19 protein-coding genes, 1 tRNA gene and 1 riboswitch are annotated in these 21,640 nt (G+C 68.9%); of the genes, 10 read left to right on the top strand and 10 right to left on the bottom strand.

What is annotated here, in order from left to right; genetic code table 11:
• Window positions 1-4 precede the first annotated feature (4 nt).
• From P5G52_RS04190 to P5G52_RS04180, 3 genes are read right to left on the bottom strand one after another with little or no spacing between them, the layout of a single operon-like run.
• Complete coding sequence (locus P5G52_RS04190; protein WP_301224961.1) at window positions 5-982, bottom strand: transporter substrate-binding domain-containing protein; 978 nt, start codon at window positions 980-982, stop codon at window positions 5-7.
• 52 nt (window positions 983-1,034) lie between these two features.
• The gene (locus tag P5G52_RS04185; RefSeq protein ID WP_301224959.1) at window positions 1,035-1,856 is read right to left on the bottom strand and encodes an amino acid ABC transporter ATP-binding protein; all 822 of its coding nucleotides are present in this window, start codon (window positions 1,854-1,856) and stop codon (window positions 1,035-1,037) included.
• The gene (locus tag P5G52_RS04180; protein WP_435868639.1) at window positions 1,853-2,911 is read right to left on the bottom strand and encodes an amino acid ABC transporter permease; all 1,059 of its coding nucleotides are present in this window, start codon (window positions 2,909-2,911) and stop codon (window positions 1,853-1,855) included. Before P5G52_RS04180 ends, P5G52_RS04185 begins: the two co-directional genes overlap by 4 nt.
• Before the next feature lie 301 nt (window positions 2,912-3,212).
• Between P5G52_RS04180 and P5G52_RS04175 the strand changes: the two genes are divergently transcribed.
• Together P5G52_RS04175 and P5G52_RS04170 are read left to right on the top strand one after the other, a co-directional pair.
• A complete protein-coding gene (locus P5G52_RS04175; protein ID WP_301224957.1) occupies window positions 3,213-5,207 on the top strand; it encodes an FAD/NAD(P)-binding protein in 1,995 nt (664 codons plus the stop codon).
• Window positions 5,208-5,242: 35 nt separating this feature from the next.
• Window positions 5,243-5,770: a GNAT family N-acetyltransferase gene (locus P5G52_RS04170; protein ID WP_301224955.1), complete on the top strand. Its 528-nt coding sequence runs from the start codon at window positions 5,243-5,245 to the stop codon at window positions 5,768-5,770.
• Between the two features lie 151 nt (window positions 5,771-5,921).
• On the opposite strand, the gene metE is transcribed toward P5G52_RS04170, so the two are convergent.
• From metE to P5G52_RS04150, 4 genes are all read right to left on the bottom strand, one after another.
• Entirely contained in the window at window positions 5,922-8,297 is a 2,376-nt protein-coding gene (metE, locus tag P5G52_RS04165; protein WP_301224952.1) for a 5-methyltetrahydropteroyltriglutamate--homocysteine S-methyltransferase, read from the bottom strand.
• Window positions 8,298-8,354: 57 nt separating this feature from the next.
• Complete coding sequence (locus P5G52_RS04160; RefSeq protein ID WP_301224950.1) at window positions 8,355-9,266, bottom strand: methylenetetrahydrofolate reductase; 912 nt, start codon at window positions 9,264-9,266, stop codon at window positions 8,355-8,357.
• A gap of 96 nt (window positions 9,267-9,362) precedes the next feature.
• Window positions 9,363-9,473, bottom strand: a riboswitch (SAM riboswitch).
• 254 nt (window positions 9,474-9,727) lie between these two features.
• Window positions 9,728-10,153, bottom strand: coding sequence for an ester cyclase (locus P5G52_RS04155; protein ID WP_301224948.1), 426 nt, complete (start codon window positions 10,151-10,153; stop codon window positions 9,728-9,730).
• A gap of 203 nt (window positions 10,154-10,356) precedes the next feature.
• Window positions 10,357-10,430 (bottom strand) — tRNA-Met (locus P5G52_RS04150).
• Window positions 10,431-10,592: 162 nt separating this feature from the next.
• Between P5G52_RS04150 and P5G52_RS04145 the strand changes: the two genes are divergently transcribed.
• Window positions 10,593-11,825, top strand: a complete 1,233-nt coding sequence (locus P5G52_RS04145) for a saccharopine dehydrogenase family protein (protein ID WP_301224946.1) — start codon at window positions 10,593-10,595, stop codon at window positions 11,823-11,825.
• A gap of 52 nt (window positions 11,826-11,877) precedes the next feature.
• Here P5G52_RS04145 and P5G52_RS04140 read toward each other — a convergent pair whose 3' ends face one another.
• Both P5G52_RS04140 and P5G52_RS04135 read right to left on the bottom strand, forming a co-directional pair.
• Window positions 11,878-12,153 carry a hypothetical protein gene (locus P5G52_RS04140; protein ID WP_087075677.1) on the bottom strand — a complete coding sequence of 92 codons (276 nt, stop codon included), beginning with the start codon at window positions 12,151-12,153 and terminating at the stop codon, window positions 11,878-11,880.
• A gap of 278 nt (window positions 12,154-12,431) precedes the next feature.
• Entirely contained in the window at window positions 12,432-13,613 is a 1,182-nt protein-coding gene (locus tag P5G52_RS04135; protein WP_301224941.1) for an FAD-dependent oxidoreductase, read from the bottom strand.
• A gap of 337 nt (window positions 13,614-13,950) precedes the next feature.
• Between P5G52_RS04135 and P5G52_RS04130 the strand changes: the two genes are divergently transcribed.
• The gene (locus P5G52_RS04130) at window positions 13,951-14,736 is read left to right on the top strand and encodes a hypothetical protein (RefSeq protein ID WP_301224939.1); all 786 of its coding nucleotides are present in this window, start codon (window positions 13,951-13,953) and stop codon (window positions 14,734-14,736) included.
• A 97-nt stretch (window positions 14,737-14,833) separates the two neighbouring features.
• Here the strand turns inward: P5G52_RS04130 and P5G52_RS04125 are convergent, their stop codons facing one another.
• Window positions 14,834-15,298 (bottom strand): SRPBCC family protein, encoded by a 465-nt coding sequence (locus P5G52_RS04125; RefSeq protein WP_301224937.1) that lies wholly within the window; start codon window positions 15,296-15,298, stop codon window positions 14,834-14,836.
• 178 nt (window positions 15,299-15,476) lie between these two features.
• Here P5G52_RS04125 and P5G52_RS04120 point away from each other — a divergent pair, with 178 nt between their 5' ends.
• The 6 genes from P5G52_RS04120 to P5G52_RS04095 all read left to right on the top strand — a co-directional run bounded on the left by P5G52_RS04120 (window position 15,477) and on the right by P5G52_RS04095 (window position 21,640).
• Window positions 15,477-16,268 carry an IclR family transcriptional regulator gene (locus tag P5G52_RS04120; RefSeq protein WP_301224935.1) on the top strand — a complete coding sequence of 264 codons (792 nt, stop codon included), beginning with the start codon at window positions 15,477-15,479 and terminating at the stop codon, window positions 16,266-16,268.
• A 95-nt stretch (window positions 16,269-16,363) separates the two neighbouring features.
• On the top strand, window positions 16,364-17,383 hold the full coding sequence (locus P5G52_RS04115) for a VOC family protein (RefSeq protein ID WP_301224933.1): 1,020 nt from the start codon (window positions 16,364-16,366) through the stop codon (window positions 17,381-17,383).
• Between the two features lie 5 nt (window positions 17,384-17,388).
• Window positions 17,389-18,351 (top strand): fumarylacetoacetate hydrolase family protein, encoded by a 963-nt coding sequence (locus tag P5G52_RS04110; RefSeq protein ID WP_301224931.1) that lies wholly within the window; start codon window positions 17,389-17,391, stop codon window positions 18,349-18,351.
• On the top strand, window positions 18,348-19,373 hold the full coding sequence (locus P5G52_RS04105) for a cyclase family protein (protein ID WP_301224929.1): 1,026 nt from the start codon (window positions 18,348-18,350) through the stop codon (window positions 19,371-19,373). Before P5G52_RS04110 ends, P5G52_RS04105 begins: the two co-directional genes overlap by 4 nt.
• 57 nt (window positions 19,374-19,430) lie before the next feature.
• Window positions 19,431-20,567, top strand: coding sequence for an FAD-dependent monooxygenase (locus P5G52_RS04100; protein WP_301224927.1), 1,137 nt, complete (start codon window positions 19,431-19,433; stop codon window positions 20,565-20,567).
• Window positions 20,567-21,640 (top strand): amidohydrolase family protein, encoded by a 1,074-nt coding sequence (locus P5G52_RS04095; RefSeq protein ID WP_301224925.1) that lies wholly within the window; start codon window positions 20,567-20,569, stop codon window positions 21,638-21,640. The genes P5G52_RS04100 and P5G52_RS04095 overlap by 1 nt, the downstream gene beginning before the upstream one ends.

Genomic DNA, 21,640 nt, shown 5'->3' with positions numbered 1-21,640 from the left:
GGTCCTACTTGCCGAAGTTCGCGGCGTTCACCACGGTCGATTCGGGGATGGCCTCGTCGGCCAGGCCCCAGCGCTCCAGCACCTCGCCGTAGCTGCCGTCCTCGATGGCGGAGTTGATGGCCGCCGCGAGCGGCTCGGCCAACCCGTTGTCGCGCAGCGTGGTGGCTGCGACCAGGGTCTCCGACGGCCAGCCGGCGTTGACCTTGCCGACGATCTTCAGGTCGTCCCGGGTGTTCTCGCGGTAGGTGGCGCTCGGGTACGGGGAGAGGTTCAGGTCCAACCGGCCGGAGGAGAGCGCCAGGATGGTGTCCGCGTCGTTGCCGTAGTACTGCAGTTCGGCGGGCGCCTTGCCGGCGTCCTCGAGCTCCTTGTTCCATGCCAGCAGGATCTTCTCCTGGTTGGTCCCGGAGCCGACGGCGACCTTCTTGCCGGAGATGTCCGCGGAACCGTTGACGGCGAGGTCCGAGTCCTCGCGGGCTTCGAAAGCCATGAACGCTGCGCGGTACGGGGCGAAGTCGAAGAGCTGCACGCGGTCCCCGTTGATGCCGACGTTGGAGAACACGGCTTCGAAGTCCCCGGACTGCGTCTTCAGCGGCCAGTTCTCCCAGGAGGTGGCCTGCAGGTCCAGTTCGAGGCCGAGCTTGTCCGCGACCAGCTGGGCGATGTCGGTCTCGTTGCCGATCACGGTCTTGTCGTCCGTCGCGTAGACCGACAGCGGAACCGCGAACGGGCTCACCCCGACGGTCAGCTTGCCGTCCTCGGCGATGTCGGCCGGGACCTGCGCAGCGAGGTCGGCGACTTTCTCTGCGCGGACGCGGTCCTGCTCCGGCGCCAGGTTGTAGACGATGCCGTTCTCGGCCGGGGCGGCGGATTCACCGGTTCCGGACGCTGCCGCTTCCGGGTCGGCGCAGCCGGCCAGGGCCAGGAGGACGAGGGCTGCGGCGGACAGGGCCGGAAGCCGGCGAGGCTCGAGAGATTTCATGGGTGTTCCCCTTCTTGCGGACGGAATTCGGGATTGGGAAAGTTCGTGGAGTTCAGAGGTTGAAGGCCGGTTCGATGACCTTCGAGAGGAAGGCCTTGGTGCGCTCGTGCTGCGGGGCACCGAAGATCTGCAGCGGGGTGCCCTCCTCGACGATCTGCCCCTGGTCCATGAACACCACGCGGTCGGCCACGTCGCGGGCGAAGCCCATCTCGTGCGTGACGACGATCAGCGTCGTGCCCGAATCCGCCAGGCTGCGGATCACGTCCAGCACCTCGCCCACCAGTTCCGGGTCGAGCGCGGACGTGGGCTCGTCGAACAGGACGATCTTCGGATCCAGCGCCAGCGCCCGGGCGATCGCCACGCGCTGCTGCTGGCCACCGGAGAGCTGGCGCGGGTAGACATCGACCTTGTCCGACAGGCCGACGCGTTCGAGCAGCTCCAGGGCCCGCGCCCGTGCCTGGGCGTGCGGGCGGTGCTGGGCGTAGACGGGGGCTTCGATGATGTTCTCGACGGCGGTCAGGTGCGGGAAGAGGTTGAAGTTCTGGAACACCATGCCGATGTGGGTGCGCTGGGCCAGGATTTCCTTCTCCCGCAGCTCGTGGAGTCTGCCCCCGCGTGCCTTGTACCCCACCAGCTCACCGTCCACGGAGATGTGGCCGGCGTCGACCTTCTCCAGGTGGTTGATGGTGCGCAGGAGGGTGGACTTGCCCGACCCCGAGGGGCCGAGGATCACCACCACCTCGCCCGGTTCGACGGTGAGCGAGACACCGCGCAGCACCTCGACCTGGCCGAAGGACTTGTGGACGTCGCTGATCTCGACGAGTCCGCGGGTGGCGGCTGCAGCGGCGACGGCCGGAAGGGCTGGCGAATTCATCGTGCGACCTCGGATGTCTTGGCGTGGGTGGAGAAGAAGCGCCGGACCCGCTGCAACGGGGTCGGCGGCAGTGTGCGGACGGCACCCTTGGAGTAGTGGCGCTCGATGTAGTACTGGAAGATGCTGAGCACGGAGGTGATCACCACGTACCAGACGGTGGCCACCAGCAGCAGGGGCAGGACCTGCTGGGTGCGGTTGTAGATGACCTGGACCGTGTAGAACAGCTCCGAGTAGGCCAGCACGTAGACGATCGACGTGCCCTTGACCAGGCCGATGATCTCGTTGAAGGCCGTCGGCAGGATCGATCGCATGGCCTGCGGCAGCACGATCCGGGTTGACCGCCGCCAGGCGGGGATGCCCAGGGCCGCAGCGGCCTCGAGCTGACCCTGGTCGACGGCCAGGATGCCGCCGCGGATGATCTCCGACGAATAGGCGGCCTGGTTCAGCGTCAGCCCCAGGATGGCGGCGGCGAACTGGCTGATGAGCGTGGTGGTCTGCACCTCGAAGAAGCGCACGTCGGTGAACGGGATCCCCAGTGAGATCTTCTCGTAGAGGTAGCCGAGGTTGTACCAGAGCAGCAGCTGCACCAGGAGCGGTGCGGAGCGGAAGATCCAGGAGAACGTCCAGGACACCGAGACCAGCAGCGGCGAGGAGGACAGCCGCATCAGCGCCAGGATGAAGCCCAGGATGAACCCGAGGGTTCCGGCGATGGCCGTGAGTTTCAGCGTCTCGCCCAGGCCGCGGAGCACGGACTCGGCGGTGAACCACTGGGCGACGACGTCCCATTCCCACCGCGGGTTGGTCAGCAGCGACCACAGGACCCCCGCGACGAAGAGGGCCACGAGTGCCGTGCCGGCCCAGCGCCAGGGGTGGCGGGCGGCCACCACGGGGTATCCGGAGTAGTCGTGGGCAGTGCGGGGTGCGGTTCCGCCCGACGGCGGAGGGCCGGCTTCTCCCGATGGCGCAAGGCCGGCGTCACCCGGCGCCGAAGGCAGGGCAGCGTCCGGGGCCGTCGTCTCCGGGCGGGTCTCACTTCTCGGTGCTGCGGCACTCACGCGCCACCTCCCTCTCGTCCTGCGGCCTTGCCTGCACGGTGCAGCCGGCTTCCGGGTCCGAAAAATCGGGCCGGTGGCCTGAACCTAGAACAGGGAGGGTGGCGCCCCCAAAACGGGGTTCACGGGGAGTAAACCGACGACGCATAGGCTCCGCCGCGGGACGGGACAGGGCGCTTCATGACCCCTCATTGCGTAATATTTCGGCCGGTGAAGGCGGGTTACCGCCTCCCTGCGGCAGCTCCCCGCCGGCTCCTAGGATGGGCAGGACCGCGGGCCCGAATGCTGCCCGGGAAGGAGCACCATGACGATCGACAGCGTGCCGGGTCGACCGCACGATGGCCGGAAGGCCGCCGTCGTTCTCATCGGCGGCGGTCCGCGGGCGGCCCTGATCCTGGAACGGCTTGCCGCCAATCGACCCGGGCTCTTTGCCGGCCCCCTGACCGTGCACGTCGTGGAGCCGCACCGGCCGGGCTCCGGCCGGATCTGGCGGCGGGACCAGAGCCCGCTGCTGATGCTCAATTCCCTGGCCGCCGACGTCACCATGTTCACCGACGACTCGGTGCAGTGTGCCGGTCCTGCTGTCGCGGGCCCCGGGCTCGTCGACTGGGCGCGGGGCGTCGTGGACGGCAGCATTCCGGACGTGGACGTGCCGGATGAGGACCTGCGCCGGCAGCTGCGCACCCTCCTCCCCACGACGTTCCCCACGCGCCGCCTGCAGAGCCTGTACCTCGAGTGGTTCTTCGCCCGGGCCGTCCAGGCCCTCGGTCCGCAGGTGCCGGTGGCCGTCCACCGGGACCTGGCCGTGGACGTGGCGGCCGACGGCGCCGGTTACCGCGTGGTGCTGGCGTCGGGTGCCGTGCTGCGCGCGGACGCCGTGGTGATGACCGTCGGCCACACCGATTCGGAACCGGAGCCCCGGTCCGTCGCCTATGCCGGCTTCGCGGCCCGGCACGGCCTCTTCCATGCGCCGCCGGCCTACACGAACGACGTCGACTTCTCCGCCCTGCGCCCGGGGCAGGAGGCCATCGTCTCCGGTATGGGGCTGGCGTTCATCGACCTGGTGGTGCTGCTGATGGAGGGCCGCGGCGGCCGGTTCGTCGACGCGCCCGGCGGCACCCTCCGGTACATCGCCTCCGGGAACGAACCGGTGCTGTGGGCAGGGTCCCGCCGGGGCGTCCCGTACCGTTCCAAGATCAGTTCACTGCTGCGCGGTGAACCGGCCGGCCCCCCGCGCTACCTGACCGCCGGTGCCGTCGCTGCGCTGCTCGAGGTGCACGGCCGGCTGGATTTCTGGCAGCATCTGTGGCCGCTGATGGCCAAGGACGCCGCCTTCGGCTACTACCGCGAGCTGTTCACCGGGCACCCGGAGCGGGTGGCGCTGCCCTGGTCCGAGTTCCTGCCCCGCTTCGACGCCGCTGACTGGTACTCGGACGACCGGCGGGCACTCGTGGACCAGGCCGTCCCCGACGCGGCCGACCGGCTGGAGCTCGAGGAACTCGACCATCCGCTGGCGGGGATGCACTTCGGCGGTCCCGACGACGTGCAGGACACCGTGGCGGACCAGATCCGCGAGGACCTGCGGCTGCGGGACGGCGGCGCGAATTCGGAGACCCTCGGGCTGTTCCTGGGGCTGCTGTACGTGTACTTCGAACTGGGCCGGCTGGTGCCGATGGACGCGCTCACACCCGCCTCGCGCCCACTGGTCAGCGGCTGGTGGCACGGCTTCTTCAGCTACGTCGACTCCGGCCCGCCCGCCCGCCGGCTGCGGGAACTGCTGGCGCTGCACGAGGCCGGCTTTGTCAGGTTCCTCGGCCCCCAGCTGCAGGTGGGCACCGACGAGGAACTCGGACTCTTCACGGCCTCGTCCCCGCAGGTGCCCTCCACCGTGACGGCGACCGCGCTCATCGAGGCCCGGTTGCCGGGCCCCTCCCTGGCAGGCTCCGCGAACCCGCTGCTGCGGTCACTGTCGGAATCGGGCCTCGGCTCCGAGGAGCGCACGGGCAGCGAAGCGACGGCAGCCGGCACCGGGAAGGTGCTGGTCGATTTCTCCTCCCGGCTCGTCGCCGCGGACGGGAGCACCCGGCCGGGCCTGTACGCCGTCGGGCCCGCGGCCTCCGGCTGGAGCGGCGGGGCGTTCTCCCGCCCCTCCAGCAACGCCGCCCCGTTCCGTGACAGCGATGCCCTGGCACGGAGGATCCTCACCGACCTGATGGAACTGCCTGCTCCCGCTCCGGACAGCTTTACCAGTGCCCGGCTGGCCGCCAGCATCACCCAGCTCCACTCGTCCCTGACCTGACCGAACCTGAGCCCACCTGACCTGAAGGACCCCTGATGACGAACTCCCTGCCCCTCGGGGCCCTCCCGGAACTGACGGTGCTGCACCTGCCGCTGGAGGATCCCCGCGTGCAGCCGCTCGTGGACGGGCTGATCGAGGAATACGACAGCAGGTACGGGACCCTGTTCGGCGGCGCCGGCAAGGAGATGCGCCGCTATCCCGCCGAGGAATTCGCCGCCCCGCACGGCGCGCTGCTGATCCTGCAGGAGGAGGGGCAGACCGTGGCCGGCGGGGCCTTCCGCCGGTATGACGAGCAGACCGCCGAGCTCAAGCGGATCTGGACCCACGCCGAGCACCGCCGTCGTGGCCTGGCCCGCCGGGTGCTCGTCGAACTCGAGGCGGAGGCCGAGCGTCGCGGCTACCGCCGGATCTACCTCACCACGGGCCCGCGCCAGCCGGAGGCGAAGAACCTCTACCTCGCCACGGGCTACCGCCCGGGCTTCGACCTGGCAGCCGACCCGGAGACGGTTCTGCACCTGTCGTTCACCAAGGAACTGGCTGCCCCGCAGGATCCGCGGAGCTGATCCCCGCCTCCCGTAGGAGGAACGAGGCTGATCCTCGCCGCCCCGGGCGGCGCAGCTGGCCCCGGATAGTCCCGTGGTCGGGTGGGTTTCCGGGCAGGACTCCGCTGGTCCTGCCCGGGAGGAGCGGGACCAGCGGTGGCCCTGCGGGACATCAGGAACGCGCCAGGACCTGCTCCGCCGTCGAGAGGCGGACGCTCCCGCGCGCGGCCCTGGTCGCGGCGACGAGGTTGCGCAGCGAGAGGACCGTTTCGTCATAGCCGCGGGTCTTCAGGCCGCAGTCGGGGTTGATCCACAGCTGCTGCGCCGGGAGGGCGGCCAGCGCCGTGTCGATGAGACCGGAGATCTCCTGTTCGGAGGGCACGCGCGGTGAGTGGATGTCGTAGACGCCCGGGCCGATTCCGCGGGAGTAGCCGAAGCCGGCCAGGTCCGCGACGACCTCGAGGCGGGAGCGGGCCGCCTCGATGCTCGTGACGTCCGCGTCCAGCCCGTCGATGGCCGAGATGACCTCGCCGAATTCCGAGTAGCACAGGTGCGTGTGGATCTGGGTCCCGTCCTCGGCGCCGGCGGTCGCCAGCCGGAACGCGCGGACGGACCAGTCCAGGTATGCCTGGTGGTCGGCCGAGCGGAGCGGCAGCAGTTCGCGCAGGGCGGGCTCGTCCACCTGGACGATGGCGATACCGGCGGCCTCGAGGTCGGCGATCTCGTCCCGCAGTGCCAGCGCGACCTGGTTGGCCGTCTCGCCCAGCGGCTGGTCGTCGCGGACGAAGGACCAGGCGAGGATCGTGACCGGGCCGGTGAGCATGCCCTTGAGCGGACGTTCGGTCAGCGACTGCGCGAAGCTGATCCACGGAACCGTGAACGCCTGGGGACGCGACACATCCCCCCACAGGATGGACGGACGCGTGCAGCGCGACCCGTAGGACTGCACCCACCCCTGCTCCGTGGCCGCGAACCCGTCGAGGTTCTCCGCGAAATACTGGACCATGTCATTGCGCTCCGGCTCGCCGTGCACCAGCACGTCCAGTCCGAGGCCTTCCTGCAACCGCACCACGTTCGCGATCTCCTGGCGCAGGAACTGCTCGTACTCCGACTGCGAGATGCTGCCGCTGCGGACCGCGGCACGGGCGCCGCGCACCTCGCGGGTCTGCGGGAAGGACCCGATGGTGGTGGTCGGCAGCAACGGCAGCCCCAGCCGCTCCTGCTGCGCTTCTGCCCGCCGCTCGGCAGGGCCGCGGGTGAACGCCTCCTCAGTCAGGCCGCGGGTACGCGTCCGCACCGAATCCACCACGACGCCGTCGAACCGTGCCCGGTGGCCCAGGGCCTCCTCCGCGTCCTGGAGTTCCGCGGCGACGGCCGGGCGTCCCCCGGCCAGGCCGCGCGCCAGCACCACTGCCTCACGCACCTTCTGATCTGCGAAGGCCAGCCAGGCCGGCAGGTGCTCCGGCAGCCCCGTCTCGGCCTGCACGTCGTGCGGCACGTGCAGCAGGGAGGTGGACGTCGCCGTCGTGACCGCCGTTCCCGTCTCCTGCTGCAGGTCTTCCAGCACCCCCAGCGAGAACCGCAGATCGTTGCGCCACACGTTCCGGCCGTCCACGACGCCGGCGACCAGGCGGGTGCCGCCCAGTGCCTGCAGCGCCTCGGCGGAGGGCCGCGATCCCCGGACCAGGTCCGCATGGACCGCCTCCACGCCCGCGGTGGCGAGCACGGCGAGCGCCTGGCCCGGCCTCGCCGGATCACCGGCGGTGCCGTAGCCGGTGGTGACCAGCAGGGCGGGTCGTCCTGCAGTACCGGCCAGCTGCCGGTACACCCGCTCCACCAGCCCGCCGGGTGCTGCCAGCTCACCGCCGCGGTCACCGACGAGGCCCGGCTCGTCCAGCTGCACCCACTCGGCCCCCGCCTCCGCCAGCGACGCGAGGATGCCCACGTAGGCCGCCACGGCGTCGTCGATCCGCTCCAGCGGGTCGAAACCGGCGGGTGCCCCGTCCTCGGGCTTGGCCAGCAGCAGGTAGGTCACGGGACCCACGAGCACCGGGCGCAGCACGGTGCCGCGCTCGCGCTGCCGGCGGACGGTCGCGGTCAGGCCGTGCGCCACGGCGACGAACGGTGTCCCCGGACCGATCTCGGGCACCAGGTAGTGGTAGTTCGTATCGAACCACTTGGTCAGCTCCAGCGGCGCGCGCTCGCCGTCGCCCCGGGCCAGCGTGAAGTAGCCGGCGGTGTCCACAGAACCGTCCTCCGCGGCCAGGTCGGCGAACCGAGCCGGCAGAGCTCCCAGCGCCGCCGTCGCGTCCAGGACCTGGTCGTAGAGCGCGAAGTCCGCCGGGATGGAGGAATCGCCGCGATCCAGCCCCAGTTCCACGAGTCGGGCGACCGTGCGGTCCTGCAGCTGGTCGGCAGCGTGCTGCAGTCCGGCCTCGTCCAGGCGGCCCGCCCAGTAGGCCTCGACGGCCTTCTTCAGCTCACGGCCGGGCCCGATGCGGGGGTAGCCGAGGATCGTGGCGGCGGGGAAGGTGTTCTCGGTGCTCATGGTGTTCTCCTCTGGACGGTGTGTCGGTCGTGGTTCGGATTCGGGGGGGGGGCAGGGTCAGGCCGGGACGGCGGCCGGCGTGCGCGCCACCGGCAGGTCGATCTCCTCGATGACCTCGATGGACGCGCGATGGTCGTTGAAGGTGTACAGGTGCACGCCCGGGGCCCCTGCATCGAAGGCCGCCCGGGCCAGCACGGCCGCTGCCCGCACGCCGATCCGTCGGCGTTCGGCTTCACCCGAGGCGGTCTCCAGGCGGTGCAGGAGGGCAGGGTCGGGACGGACGCCGGTCATTCCGGCCAGCCGTTCGAGCCGGCGGATGTTCCCCAGGGGCATCACCCCGGGAATGATCGGGATGGTGACTCCCGCGGCCCGGGCCGCGGTGAGCAGGCGGACGTAGTGGGCGGGATCGAAATACACCTGCGTGATGGCGAAGTCTGCACCGGAACGCTGCTTCGAGACCAGCACCTCGACGTCGTGCAGGAATGACGGCGATTCCGGGTGCCGATTCGGGTAGGCCGCCACCCCCACCGCCAACCGACCGCCGGCGAGCGCGGCTCCGTGCCGGGCCTCGACCTCCCGGATCAACTCCACCAGGGACTGGGCGAAGGGAAGCTCGCCGCGCACTGCCTGCGGGTCCTGCGGCAGGTCCCCGCGCAGGGCCAGCAGGCCCCTCACCCCCAGTGCGACGAGCTGCCGCACCAGCAGGTCAAGGCTCGCCCGTGTCTCCCCCACGCAACAGAGGTGGGCCAGTGGTCGCAGTCTGGTGTTGCTGGTCAGGTGCCCGATCAGCTCGATCGAGGCCAGGCGCCGCGCCGGTGTGCCGCTGTAGGTCACCGAGACGTAGTCGGGGCGGGTGGCCTCCAGCTCGTCGATCGTCCGCAGCACCGCCTCCCCTGCTTCCGGGGTGGCCGGCGGATACAGCTCGTACGACAGCGACGGCGGTACCGCTGCCTGTTTCTTCGAAGTCATCCCCGCTCCTCGGTATGTCCGAGGGAGTGCACCAGGATGCGGGCCGGAAACCAGCGATCCGGGTGTGCCGGGACCGCTCGCGGGTGCGCTGATGCATGTCCATCGGTTCTGGCATTAGCACCGGTTCCGCTGCTCTCCCAAGGGAGGGCAACGGAATGGTTGCTGCGGCGTCAACAAGCCAGATCTCTCGGCCGCTCTTGATGGTTGGTGGGATCACTGTAAGCAGCACCCCGGCCCTGGGTGCAGAACGTGCGACGACAAGGCGCCGCATGACGTTCCGGGACGCCGGTTTCGTCACATACTGCATCCCGGGCGACATGTGACGATCCCGCGTCATCCGGTGATCCCGGTTCTGGCTGGCCTTCCTCTTCGAGGTGACCGCGGGTCGAGTACGAAGGCGGCGCTTGCCTGCCCTCATCGCGCTCGACACCGCGAGGATACGGATAGAGCACAGTGTTTCGCTAGAGAGGAGGCTCCAGGCGGGCATTCAAACTCATTGCAGCTCCGAGAAGGTCTGCGGCGCCCCACCATTCGACCGCCACCCCGCCCCTGAACCGAACAAGGTGCATGGCGGTAATGGCTACCGGTCTGCCGGTAGCGGGCAGACCGAGGAACTCCCCTTCGTGCGTTCCGGTCCACAGCACCCGACCGGCGATCTTGTCGCCTTCAACCACTGCGTCAGAGATGGCTCCCGTCATATCGGGAAAGGCAGCATGCATACTGTGCATCCAGAAAATGAAGCCCTCCCGCCCTCCAGGCTGACCGGGCACGGGCATGTGGTCGATCACATCAGCAGCGATCAAACCCTCCAGAGCGACGGCATCATCAGCGCCGACCGCAGAGATGATCCCTTCATATACTCCTCGCAAGCCTGAACCGTCTGGCATTGCGGCTCCTCGCACTCTGTTCAAGGGCTGCTTACCGGCCACCTCTGCCAGTGTGGGCCGGTGACCACGGGCAGGCAAGCACCAACCCGTTGGGCTGAACTGAACGGCAAGGTGGCATCACGGCGCTGATCGCGTGTCGTCTCGGACCCGACGTGGTTAAGCTGAAGCACCTACCAACAGGATCGTTAGTAGGTGCTTCTTCGTTGCGGGGACAGGATTTGAACCTGTGACCTCTGGGTTATGAGCCCAGCGAGCTACCGAACTGCTCCACCCCGCGGCGCAAAGACGACCTTACTCACCGCAGGATGAATACACCAATCGGCCCTCGCGATCCAGTGATGATCTGCGATCTGGTTTCAGGGTCACGGGGCGCTTCAGCCACGGCAGAGGTAGGCACTTCTCGGCGTCGTTCCTGCCGCTGCCGTGGAAGACTGCTGGCATGGAGGCTCCCGCGCGCGATCACGACCTCGTCCTCTTCGGTGCGACCGGCTTCGTCGGTGAACTGATCGCCGGATATCTTGCGGACCATGCTCCGCCGGGCCTGCGCGTGGGGCTCGCGGGGAGGTCGAGGGAGAAGCTCGAGGCCGTACGGTCCAGGCTGCCCGCCGCCGCGCAGGACTGGGCCCTCATCGAGGCCGACTCGGAGCACCCTGACTCACTCGCTGCGCTGGCCGCCAGAACCCGGGTGCTCTTCACCACGGTGGGTCCCTACGCGAAGTACGGACTGCCCGTCGTCGAGGCGTGTGCCCGCGCCGGCACCCACTATGGGGACCTGACGGGCGAGGTGTCCTTCGTCCGTGAAGCCATCGACCGCTTCGACGCGTTGGCAAGGACTACCGGCGCACGGATCGTCCATGCGTGCGGCTACGACTCCATCCCGTCGGACCTCGCGGTGCTCCTCCTGCACCAGGCCGCGGTGGCCGACGGCGCGGGCGGACTGACCGAGGTGCAGCTCGTCGCCAGGGCGAAGGGTGGCTTCAGCGGCGGCACCATCGAGTCGATGCGTGGGCAGCTCGACGGCATGCGGTCGGATCCTGTGCTGCGATCGCTCGCGGGTGATCCCTACTCCCTCAGTCCGGACCGCACGGCGGAGCCCTCGACCCGGCAGCCGTCGGACCTGGGGTGGGTCGGCCGGTCGGAGGACGGCCTGTGGACCGCACCCTTCATCATGGCGTCGGTGAACACGCGGATCGTGCGTCGCAGCAATGCCCTGCAGGGGTGGACCTACGGCCGGTCCCTGCGGTACGGCGAGGTGATGGGTGTGGGGCGGGGGCTCGTCGGCGTCGTCCGCGCCGGAGCGACGGCGCTCGGCCTGCGGGTGTTCGGAGCCGCACTGGCCCTACCCCCGACGAGGAAACTACTGGACCGTGTCCTTCCGTCGCCCGGTGCGGGTCCGAGCGAGGCCGCGCGGCGCTCAGGCTGGTTCCGTTCCCAGGCGACTGCTTCCTCGGAGAGCGGCCGGCGGTACCGGGCCGTCGCAGCCGGCCCGGGCGACCCCGGATACGCCGCCACCGCCGTCATGGCCGGGGAGGCTGCGCTCTCTCTGGCCCTCGACGGCGACCGCCTGCCGCCCGCCGCAGGATCACTGACCCCGGCGACCGCCCTCGGCGACGTCCTGGTGGAGCGGCTGCGCGCGGCAGGCCATACCTACGAGGTCATTTCCCTCACCTGATGCAGGCGATGATGCACTCTCCTTCGGACCTGAAAGCGGCACAGGTTCGCTGTCAGTGGTGACCGGCTTCTGTGGTGCCGAACATCAGGGTCCGGCGCTGCACGTCGTAGTACACGGTCTCGGCTGAGGAGAGCAGGTCCTGAAGGTTGTCGGCATCATCGGCGTCGATCGTGAGGACCTCCTCCCATGCACCCTGATCAAGGACCAACTGCAGGGTCCACGAGCCAGGCTGGCCAGGCTCTCCCGCCACCCAGCTGAACTGGTAATGGCTGAGTTGCCGGACCTTGATGCTGTCATCGGTGATGGGCTGATTCAGGTTCTGTGCCATGGCGCTGTGTTCCTCCTTGTACAACCCGCCGCTGACGGGCTTCTGAACTGGATGGAGCAGGAACCGGGACACCCGTCGGTTTCACACGATGATCAGACGGACCCGGTGCCCTCAACCTAGTTCCGCCTCCAGCCCCGGTAAACGGCCTCGTCACATTTGCAGAACCTTGACGGATCAAAGGCGTCACCGCTTACCTACCTCCGTCCGACCGCGCCGCGCCCGCTGAGGTGCACGACAGCTGAGGCACCGATGAAAATGGGGGTGCAATCGGTTCGTGCTCAGGTAGTGGCTTTCCACCTGAGGATCGATGCTCCTGCTTTCATTGCTGGTCCGGCGGGCACCACTCTCATCGCGGTGTTGCGAACAGTGATACTGATCCTGCTTTCAAGCCCAGCTCCGACTTGCCCAGCACTTCGGGATTGGCGGGCTATCTTCTGGGTGCGAGGGCGGCGGGATGCGTCAAACGTGCCCAATGCGGACTGCAGGGACACGCCCTCATTGGCGGGCCGACCGATCAGAAGCCCCACGCATGCGCCGTCCTCCAGCGAGGAATTCGCTCCTTGTCCCATGGTGGGGATCATCGCGTGTGCTGCGTCACCGATGAGCACGACCCGTCCGAAGACATAGGTGTTGAGGTCAGGGGCCAGGTCGTAGACGTCGTGACGGATGACCTGATCGCGTGGGGTGAGATCGATGAGAAGTCGTACGGGGTCCGCCCATCCCTTGAAATGGTGCATGGCGGCGGCCTTCTCATCGGGCCAACGATGGCCTTCCTTCGAGGAGGTGTACCCGTACCAGTACACCTGGGCAGCTCCGATACGCACGGCCCCGAACTCTGTTCCCGGGCCCCACCTGACGATGAAATCCTCCGTCACAAGCGCCGAGTCGGGCACGATTCCACGCCACGACGATTTGCCGCTGAACCGAGGCGCTGCTCCGGGAGCAACGAGGCCCCTGACAGTGCTGCGAAGACCGTCGGCCCCGATGACAAGGTCCGCGTCATAGGACACGGTGCCCTTCGCCCCCACACAGTCCACTCGCACCCTGGCCCCGCCCGGTGTACCCGGAGTGACGCTGACGACCCGGGTACCACTCATCAGCACGGCCCCTTGAGCAGCAGCGAGCAGCACGCCATGGAGGTCCCGTCGGTGGATCCCGTAGACCTCCTGGCTCGAGCTGGATGTACTGGCGAGAGGAACGCGCAACAACCATGAGCCGTGTTCATCGGTGGTACCGGCCATGCGTACCCGGTAACCCGCATCGCGGACAGCAGCGTCAACGCCAAGAGAAGCCAGAGCCGACATCCCATTCGGAGTGATGGTCAGCCCCGCACCGACCTCCGTGAAGGCTCGCGCCCGCTCGAGCACAGTCACCTTCCAGCCATCGTGCACGAGAGAAGCAGCCGCAGCCAGACCGGCAATGCCCCCGCCAACGACTACCGCGTGGTGCTCGACCGTCATGACAACGCCCTTTCAACTGCCTCCATCCGCCGAGCCTACGCGGAGCAGTTACCGATCGCGGCCAGGGGCCCCGGTAAGCGAGCTGAGCAGCACGCGATGTCTCACAACACCGACGACGACGCCACCCCCGACGTCTACCAACACCGCCTGTAGGAAGTCGTCCAACACCGCGACGCGTGCTCTACCCAAATTTCATGTTCTGCGGTAGAGATAGCCGAATCGGCGCCTCCGCGACGCCTTCGCATCGCTTACGGCGGTACTGGGCAGGCCCGCTGCCGCTCCATCCCATGCGGCAGGCTCCACGGCCGGATCCGCTTCCACCCTCCAAGGAGTTCACATGACCGACCTCGTTCCCGTCATCCCTAGCCGTGTATGGGCAGTGGCCTCGGGAGATTCCTCCCGTCAGGTGCTCACCTGCGCAGCGGCCGCCGCCCAAGTGCTCCTGCCCACGTTCTACGGTCCACGGTTCCGAGGTGAAGACGCGCCACCCAACGTGATCCAGCCGGCCGCTTACGCCTTCACAGTCTGGTTTCCCATCTTCGCCTCATCCATCGCCTACGCGGTCCATCAGGCGCGCGGTTCCGCCCGCACCCGGGACGCCTGGCGTGCGGCGGGCTGGCCTCTTGCCGGGGCATTCGCCGCTACCGGTATCTGGGCGCCGCTGGCGAAGTCGGGCCGGCCCTGGAGCGCCCAGGGTGCACTGGTCATGATCGCCGTCCTGGCAGAGACGGGACGGCACCGCATCGCCCAAGCCGAGCGAAGGGACGAGTTGAGCGCCGGCGAGGTGGCGGCGGTCGCCCCGGCGGCAGGAATGCTCGCAGCATGGGGGCAGGCAGCATGCGGAGTGAATCTGGCCGCCATGCTCGTCGCGAAGGACATCGTTCCTGCTGGACCGAAAGCCGCTACAGCGGGAGCGGCCCTCCTCACGGCGCTCGGCGCGGTCGGCACCAGGGCCGTCTCGGCACCGGAACGGGCAAGCGTCTCCTCCCGGTTCTACGCCGGCACCCTCCTTTGGGCGTTCACCGGGGTAATGATCGGGCAACGCCAACGATCCCGGTCCGCCGTTGCAACAGCAGCCGGTGCTGCCCTTACGATGCTGGTCGCCGCGGCCAAGAAGCGGTGACACCAGGCATGCCACCCACGGCGCTGCAATGAACGGACCCAGGCCCTTGGGCTGGATGACGCGCTCCCCACGTATCGGCGTGCCGGCCCGCACCAGGTCATTGGCTGCCGGCGCCACCGGCGCCGGTGGCGACCAAAGCCAGCTTCTCGAACGAATCGCTCCACCCGTTCCGATGCAGAGTCAGGCGTTCCTCGGTCAGGAAGGGGCCCTGCGAGAGGACCACCCGGGTCCCTGTTCCGGCACCGGCGAGGGAGAGGTCGACGACGGTCTCCCGGTCGTCCGGCGCCGGTTCCTCCCACGCGAAGGTGTAGACCAACCGCCAGGGCGGGTCGATCTCCAGGAACTCCCCTGAGAGGTGAAACGGCTCGCCCTCGGGTGGGGCCATGCGGAAACGGTAGCGACCGCCGACCACCAGGTGGACGTCCACGGCAGGGATGCTGAACCCGTCCGGGCCCCACCATGTCGCGAGCGCGTCCGGTTCCGTCAGCAGCCGGAACGTCTCCTCCACCGGGGACGGTACCGTGCACTCCAGGTTCAGGACCAGACCGGGTTGCTCACTCATCGCCCCACTCTGCCACCCGCTGCCGGGACGGGCCAACGATGATTGGGGGCCGGCTCTGGAGGGACCTGCAGGCCTTAGCGCCATTGAATGTGCGGCTGGCTCGGCACCCCAGGGAGAAGACCACGTAATCTCAGGAGTTGGATTTTCCGAAGCTCTCTCGGGCGGAAGGCGGTGCCGCGTGGCGAACTCTGATTCGGGTGATTCCGTCGTGGATCGGGTCGTCCGGCTGATCTCCGCTTTCCCGGAGGGCAGGGCGTTGCAGCTGTCCGAACTGGCCGGCCGCGCGGGCCTGCCGCTCACCACGACCCATCGGCTGGTGCGGCAGCTCGCGGGACACAACTTCCTGGAGACCGGGCCCGACGGAATGGTGCAGCCGGGACTGCGGCTGTGGGAGCTGGCGAACAGGGCCTCCCCCGCGCTCGCGCTACGCCAGGCGGCCCTGCCGTTCATGGAAGACATCCAGCAGGTCCTTCACCAGAACGTCAATCTGGCCGTGCTGGACGGGGAGGACGTTCTCTTCGTGGAGCGGCTGTCGCGGCGCGGGTCGGTCAACAACCGGGCACAGGTCGCCGGCAGGATGCCTGTCCACGTCTCGTCCGCCGGGATCGCGCTCATGGCGTATCAGGACAGACTGCTGCAGGCCCAGTACCTCGAGCACTTCGGAGCTCCGGACGACGGAACCACCGTCGATGCGGTCCGGGCGCTCCTGAGTGAGACGGCCAGGCAGGGATTCGCCCAGTTGGAGGGCGTCGTGGATCCGGACACCTGGGGCATTGCCGTCCCCGTGCTGGACCGCCGGCAGCACGCTGTCGCGTCGCTCGGCGTCGTGGTTCCCCCGCGGGAGATGCGCGTGCAGGCACTGGTGCCCGCCCTGCAGACCGCGGCCCGCGGTATCGCCCGCGCCCTGGCCGATGCGGGCCGGCCCGGCTCCTGGACGTCGGGTGGAAGTATTTCCCGTACGGATACTTGATATCAAGAATTACGTCTTCCTCGGATACATGCCGTACGTCACAGTTGTCCTGAACGTGCAACGATCCGCCCGCCAGTACCCCGAAGGAATTCAGCGTGGAAACTCCTCTCTCCCATCTTGCCCATCTCGAGATCACCTCCCCGGACGTCGAAGCCTCGGCTCGGTTCTATGAGGAGAAATTCGGGATGCGCATCATCGACCGCGTCGACGGCGACGTCTACCTTCGTTGCTGGGGCGACTACTACCGGTACAGCCTGATCATCACCGAAGGCCCGGAGGCGTCCCTGGGCAGGATGGCCTGGCGGACCGACAGCGCCGCCGCCCTGGAGGCAGCGGCCCAGCGCGTGGAAGCCACCGGCGTCCAGGGCACCTGGACCGCCGGCGGTCACGGCTTCGGCAAGGCCTACGAATTCACGGGCCCCTACGGCCACTCCATGCGCCTGTTCTACGAGGTCGAAAGGTTCGTCGCCGAGCCGGAGTTCGCCTCCACCTACCCCGACCGCCCCGAGCGCCGCTCCAGCCATGCCGCCGCCCCCCGCTTCCTCGACCACGTCACCGTGGCGAGCTCGGACGTGCGGGGATTCGCCGACTGGCACAACAAGGCGCTGGGCTTCCGCGTCATGGCCTTCGTCGACCTGGACGAGGCACCCATCACGGTGTTCTCCGTGCTCACGACCAACGAGAAGTCCCACGACCTGGGCGTGGTCCTGGACACCTCCGGCCGCCCCGGTCGGGTGAACCACATCGCGTTCTGGGTGGACACCACGGAGGACCTCCTGCGCACCGCGGACGTGATGATGGAGAACGGCACCCCGATGGAATACGGGCCCTCCATCCACGGTGTGGGAGAGCAGAACTTCCTGTACTTCCGCGAGCCCTCCGGCCTGCGCGTGGAACTGAATTCCGGCGGCTACCGCAACTACGTTCCGGACTGGGAAGCCAACACCTGGAAGCCATCCCAGGGCTCCAACAACTTCTACAGGAACGGTGCCATGCCGCACTCCATGACCGAGTCCTTCCCGCCCGCGGACGGGTTCACCGCCACCGAAGAAGGCGCCTCCCCGGAGATGAAGGAAGCCCTCCTGAACCCCTACGCACAGCACGGACGGGGCTAGGAACCATGGCAGAGCAGACGTATGCACTGATCCGCTTCCAGGAGCCCGGCGGCAACAAGGCCCGCGCCGGCCTCCTGGTCGGCGAGCAGGTCCTGCCGTTGGACGAGGACATCACGTCCCTCATCCAGCACTGGGACACCCTCGAGAGCCAGCTGGACGCCCTTGCCGCTTCTGCCGGGAACGGCACGAGCCTGACGCTCGCCGACGTCGAGGTCCTGGCACCGGTGGAACCCGCCCAGGTGCTTCAGACCGGCGCGAACTACCGCAAGCACGTGATCGACCTCGCCGCCGCCCACCGCGAGCCCGGCGAGGACGAGGCGGAGGTGCGCGCCAGGACCGCGGAGATGATGGACAGCCGCGCCGGGCAGGGCACACCCTACTTCTTCATCGGCCTGCCGACGGCGATCGCCTCCGCCACCGACGACCTCACCCTGCCGGCCTACTCGAAGTCCCATGACTGGGAACTCGAGCTGGCGGCCGTCATCGGCCGGGAAGCCTTCCGGGTGACCCCGGAAGAGGCCCTGGACTACGTGTTCGGGTACACCATGGTCAACGACATCACCACCCGGGAGTACGTCTTCCGCAAGGACATGCCCGCCATCGGATCCGACTGGTACCGGGCCAAGAACGCCCCGGGCTTCCTGCCCACCGGCCCGTTGCTCGTTCCGGCCAAGTTCTTCGGCGATCCGCAGGACGTGCAGGTGACGCTGAAGCTCAACGGCCAGGTCATGCAGGACGAATCCACGCAGGACATGATCTTCGGCGTCGCCAAGCTCATCAGCGAGGCCTCACAGACCATGCCACTGCGCGCCGGCGACCTCGTCCTCACGGGCAGCCCGGCCGGCAACGGCGCCCACTGGGGCAGGCTGCTGCGCGACGGGGACGTCATGGAGGGCACCATCACCGGCCTCGGCACCCAGCTCATCTCCTGCAGGGACGAGATCCCGGCCGAAAGCGGCCGGTCATGACCATCTCCGCGGACAAGGCGACACCGCTCTCGGGCAGCCCCCGAATCGACCGCACCGACGCCATGGGCAGCATCAGCGCCATGGCCGAAGCGCACAACAACTGGGGCCGGTGGGGTGAGGACGACGTCCTGGGCACCCTCAATTTCATCGACGCCGCCAAACGGCTCGAGGCCGCCGCGCTGGTGCGCACCGGGGAGATCTTCTCTCTGTCCCAGCCCTTCGACACCAATGGCCCGCAGAAGGGGTGGCGGCGACGCACCAACCCCGTGCACACCATGACGGACACCGGGGTGGATGCCGAACGCGGCAACCAGGGGTTCCCGCACGGCTTCGGTGGCGCCGACGACGTGATCGCCATGCCACTGCAGTGTTCCACCCAGTGGGACGGGCTGGGCCACATCTTCGACCGCGGCAAGGCCTGGAACGGACGGGCGGCGGGCGACGTCGTCACCTCCGAAGGGGACCTCGTCACCGGCATTGAGACGGCCGCGGCCAGGATCGCCACCCGAGGCGTCCTGCTGGATGTCGGCCGCGGGCTCGCCGAGGAGACCGGACGGGACGACGGCGAGCTGCCGGACGGCTTCGCCATCACCGTGGACCACCTCGAAAGGACCATGGAACGCCAGGGTCCGAGCTCGACCGTGCGCCGGGGCGACATCGTGATCATCCGCACCGGGCAGTACACCCGCGCCCGCCGCGAGGGCTGGGGCGAGTACGCCGGTGGCGCCGCCCCGGGCCTGTCCTTCGGCACAGCCCCCTGGCTGCACGCGAGTGAGATCGCGGGCATCGCCACCGACACCTGGGGTTTCGAGGTGCGGCCCAACGAGTTCGACGCCGCCTTCCAGCCGCTCCACCAGATCGCCATCCCCAACCTGGGGCTCTTCCTGGGCGAGATGTGGGACCCCGACGCCCTCGCGGAAAGCTGCGCAGGGGACGGCAGGTACGATTTCCTGCTCATCGCAGCGCCCCTCCCGATCACCGGCGCCGTCGGCTCACCGGTGAACCCGATCGCGCTCCGGTAGCTCCCGCACGCGAGCACCACCATCAGCAGTAACGCCGTCAATACAAAGGAGTCAGCGATGGCAGCAGTACAGAAGGTCGGAATCGTCGGGGCCGGAGCCGCGGGACTGACAGCGGCCATCCTCCTGGCGGATGCCGGCGTCGAGGTCGAGATCCTGGAGCGCGCGGACGCCCCCCAGACGCTCGGTTCCGGGATCACCCTGCAGGGCAACGCGCTGCGGATCTTCCGCCGGCTCGGCGTCTGGGACCAGATCTCCGCCAAGGGGTACCCGTTCAGCACTGTGGGACTGCGGGCGCCGGACCCGGCGGGAACGGTTCTCGCCGTGCTGGACGACATCCGCACCGGCGGTGACGACCTGCCGGCCACCCTCGGCATGTACCGTCCCGAACTCACCTCGATCCTGCGTGAACGCGCCCTGCAGTCGGGAGCCGTCATCACGTACGGCACGTCCGTCACCGGCGTGGCTGATGATCTCTCTGACATCGGGGGCACCGTCACGGTGGAGACGTCCGACGGCGGGCGCCGCACCTATGACCTGCTGATCGGCGCCGACGGGCTGCACTCGGCGGTCCGCAAGGCCATCGGGATCGACGTCGAACCGGTGGCCACCGGGATGGGCATCTGGCGGGCCTTCGTGGAACGTCCCAAGGATGTGGTCCGCACGGACCTCACCTACGGCGGCCCCTGCTACATCGCCGGCTACTGCCCCACCGGGCCGGACACCATCTACGCCTACCTCGTGGAGAAGGCGCAGGAGCGCAGCCAGGAGGACGGGCCAAGGATCATGTCGGAGCTCGCCGCGGCCTACGGGGGTCCATGGAACGAGATCCGCGCGAACCTGGACTCCAGCGCCCGGGTCAACTACACCAGGTTCACCAGTCACCTCGTCGACGGGGACTGGCACCGCGGCCGCACGGTCATCATCGGTGACGCTGCGCACAGCTGCCCGCCCACGGTCGCCCAGGGCGCCGCGATGGCCGTGGAGGACGCCGCAGTCCTGGCCGAGCTGCTGATCAGCCACGACGAAGTCACCGAGACGCTCTGGAAGGAGTTCTCCGACAGGCGGCTGGACCGTGCGCGCGCCGTGGTCGGCGCCTCCGTCCAGCTGGGCCAGTGGATGCTCGACGGCGTACGCGACGCCGATGTGCCCGGGCTCATGCACGGCCTGTCCACCCTGCTGAAGGAAGAGGCGTGATGGCTCCCGTACCCGACGCCGGCTCGGTGGTGGACGTCCACGCCCACGCGCTCCTTCCCGCACTGCAGCAACTCGTCGCCGAGGCCGATCCGGCGGGCTTCGCCGCCCAGCAGGAACTGGAAGTCCGCCGCAACGGCGGCCCGTCGATGGCCGCCTCCGGACAGATGATCAAGGAACGCTGGCCGCAGCTGACGGACCTGGGGCGCCGCCTGGCGGACATGGACGCGCAGGGGGTGGACGTGCAGCTGGTGTCGCCCTCGCCGTCGCACTTCTCCTATTTCGCGAAGCCGGAGCTCTCCCTGGAGCTGGCACGCCGGGCCAACCGGGCCATCAGGGCGTTGGTGGACCAGGCGCCGGACCGGCTCAACGGGCTCGGCCTGGTCCCCCTTCAGCACCCGCAGCTGATGGTGGAAGCCCTGGAGGACGCCGTCATCGACTGCGGACTCCTGGGCGTGGAGATCGGCTCCTTCGCTGCCACTCCGGGAGATCCTGACCGGACCACGGTGGAACTCTCGGACCCGCGCCTCGAGGATTTCTGGTCGCGCGCGGAGGAACTGGGCGCCATCGTCTTCCTGCACCCGTTCGGCTGCTCCCTCGACGAGCGACTGGACCGGTTCTACCTGGCCAACACGGTCTCGCAGCCCGCGGAGAACGCTGTCGCCCTGTCCCACCTCATCTTCAGCGGAGTCCTGGACCGGCACCCCGGCCTGAGGATCCTGGCAGCTCACGGCGGCGGCTACCTTCCCAGTACGCTGGGCCGTTCGGACCATGCCTGGCGCGTGCGGCCGGAAGCGCACGGCTGCGCGGAGGCGCCGTCCTCGTACCTGAAAAGGCTCTATTTCGATTCTCTGGTCCACAGCCCCGCGGAACTCCGCGCGCTCGTCGCGGCCGCCGGACCGGAGCAGGTCCTGCTCGGCTCCGACTACCCGTTCGACATGGGCTCGGACCGTCCGGTCGCCGACGTCCTCGCCGCCGGGCTGCCGGCCCGGGACCAGGGCAGTGTCCTGGCCGGCAACGCCGCAGCCCTCGGCATCACCGCTGCAGCCATCCAGTCCGTCCGACCGACCTCCTGA

It is taken from the genome of Arthrobacter burdickii, assembly GCF_030433645.1.
Lineage (GTDB): Bacteria > Actinomycetota > Actinomycetes > Actinomycetales > Micrococcaceae > Arthrobacter_D > Arthrobacter_D burdickii.
Note: the sequence above shows the minus strand (reverse complement) of the source record. Positions and strands in the feature narration are given on the sequence as shown.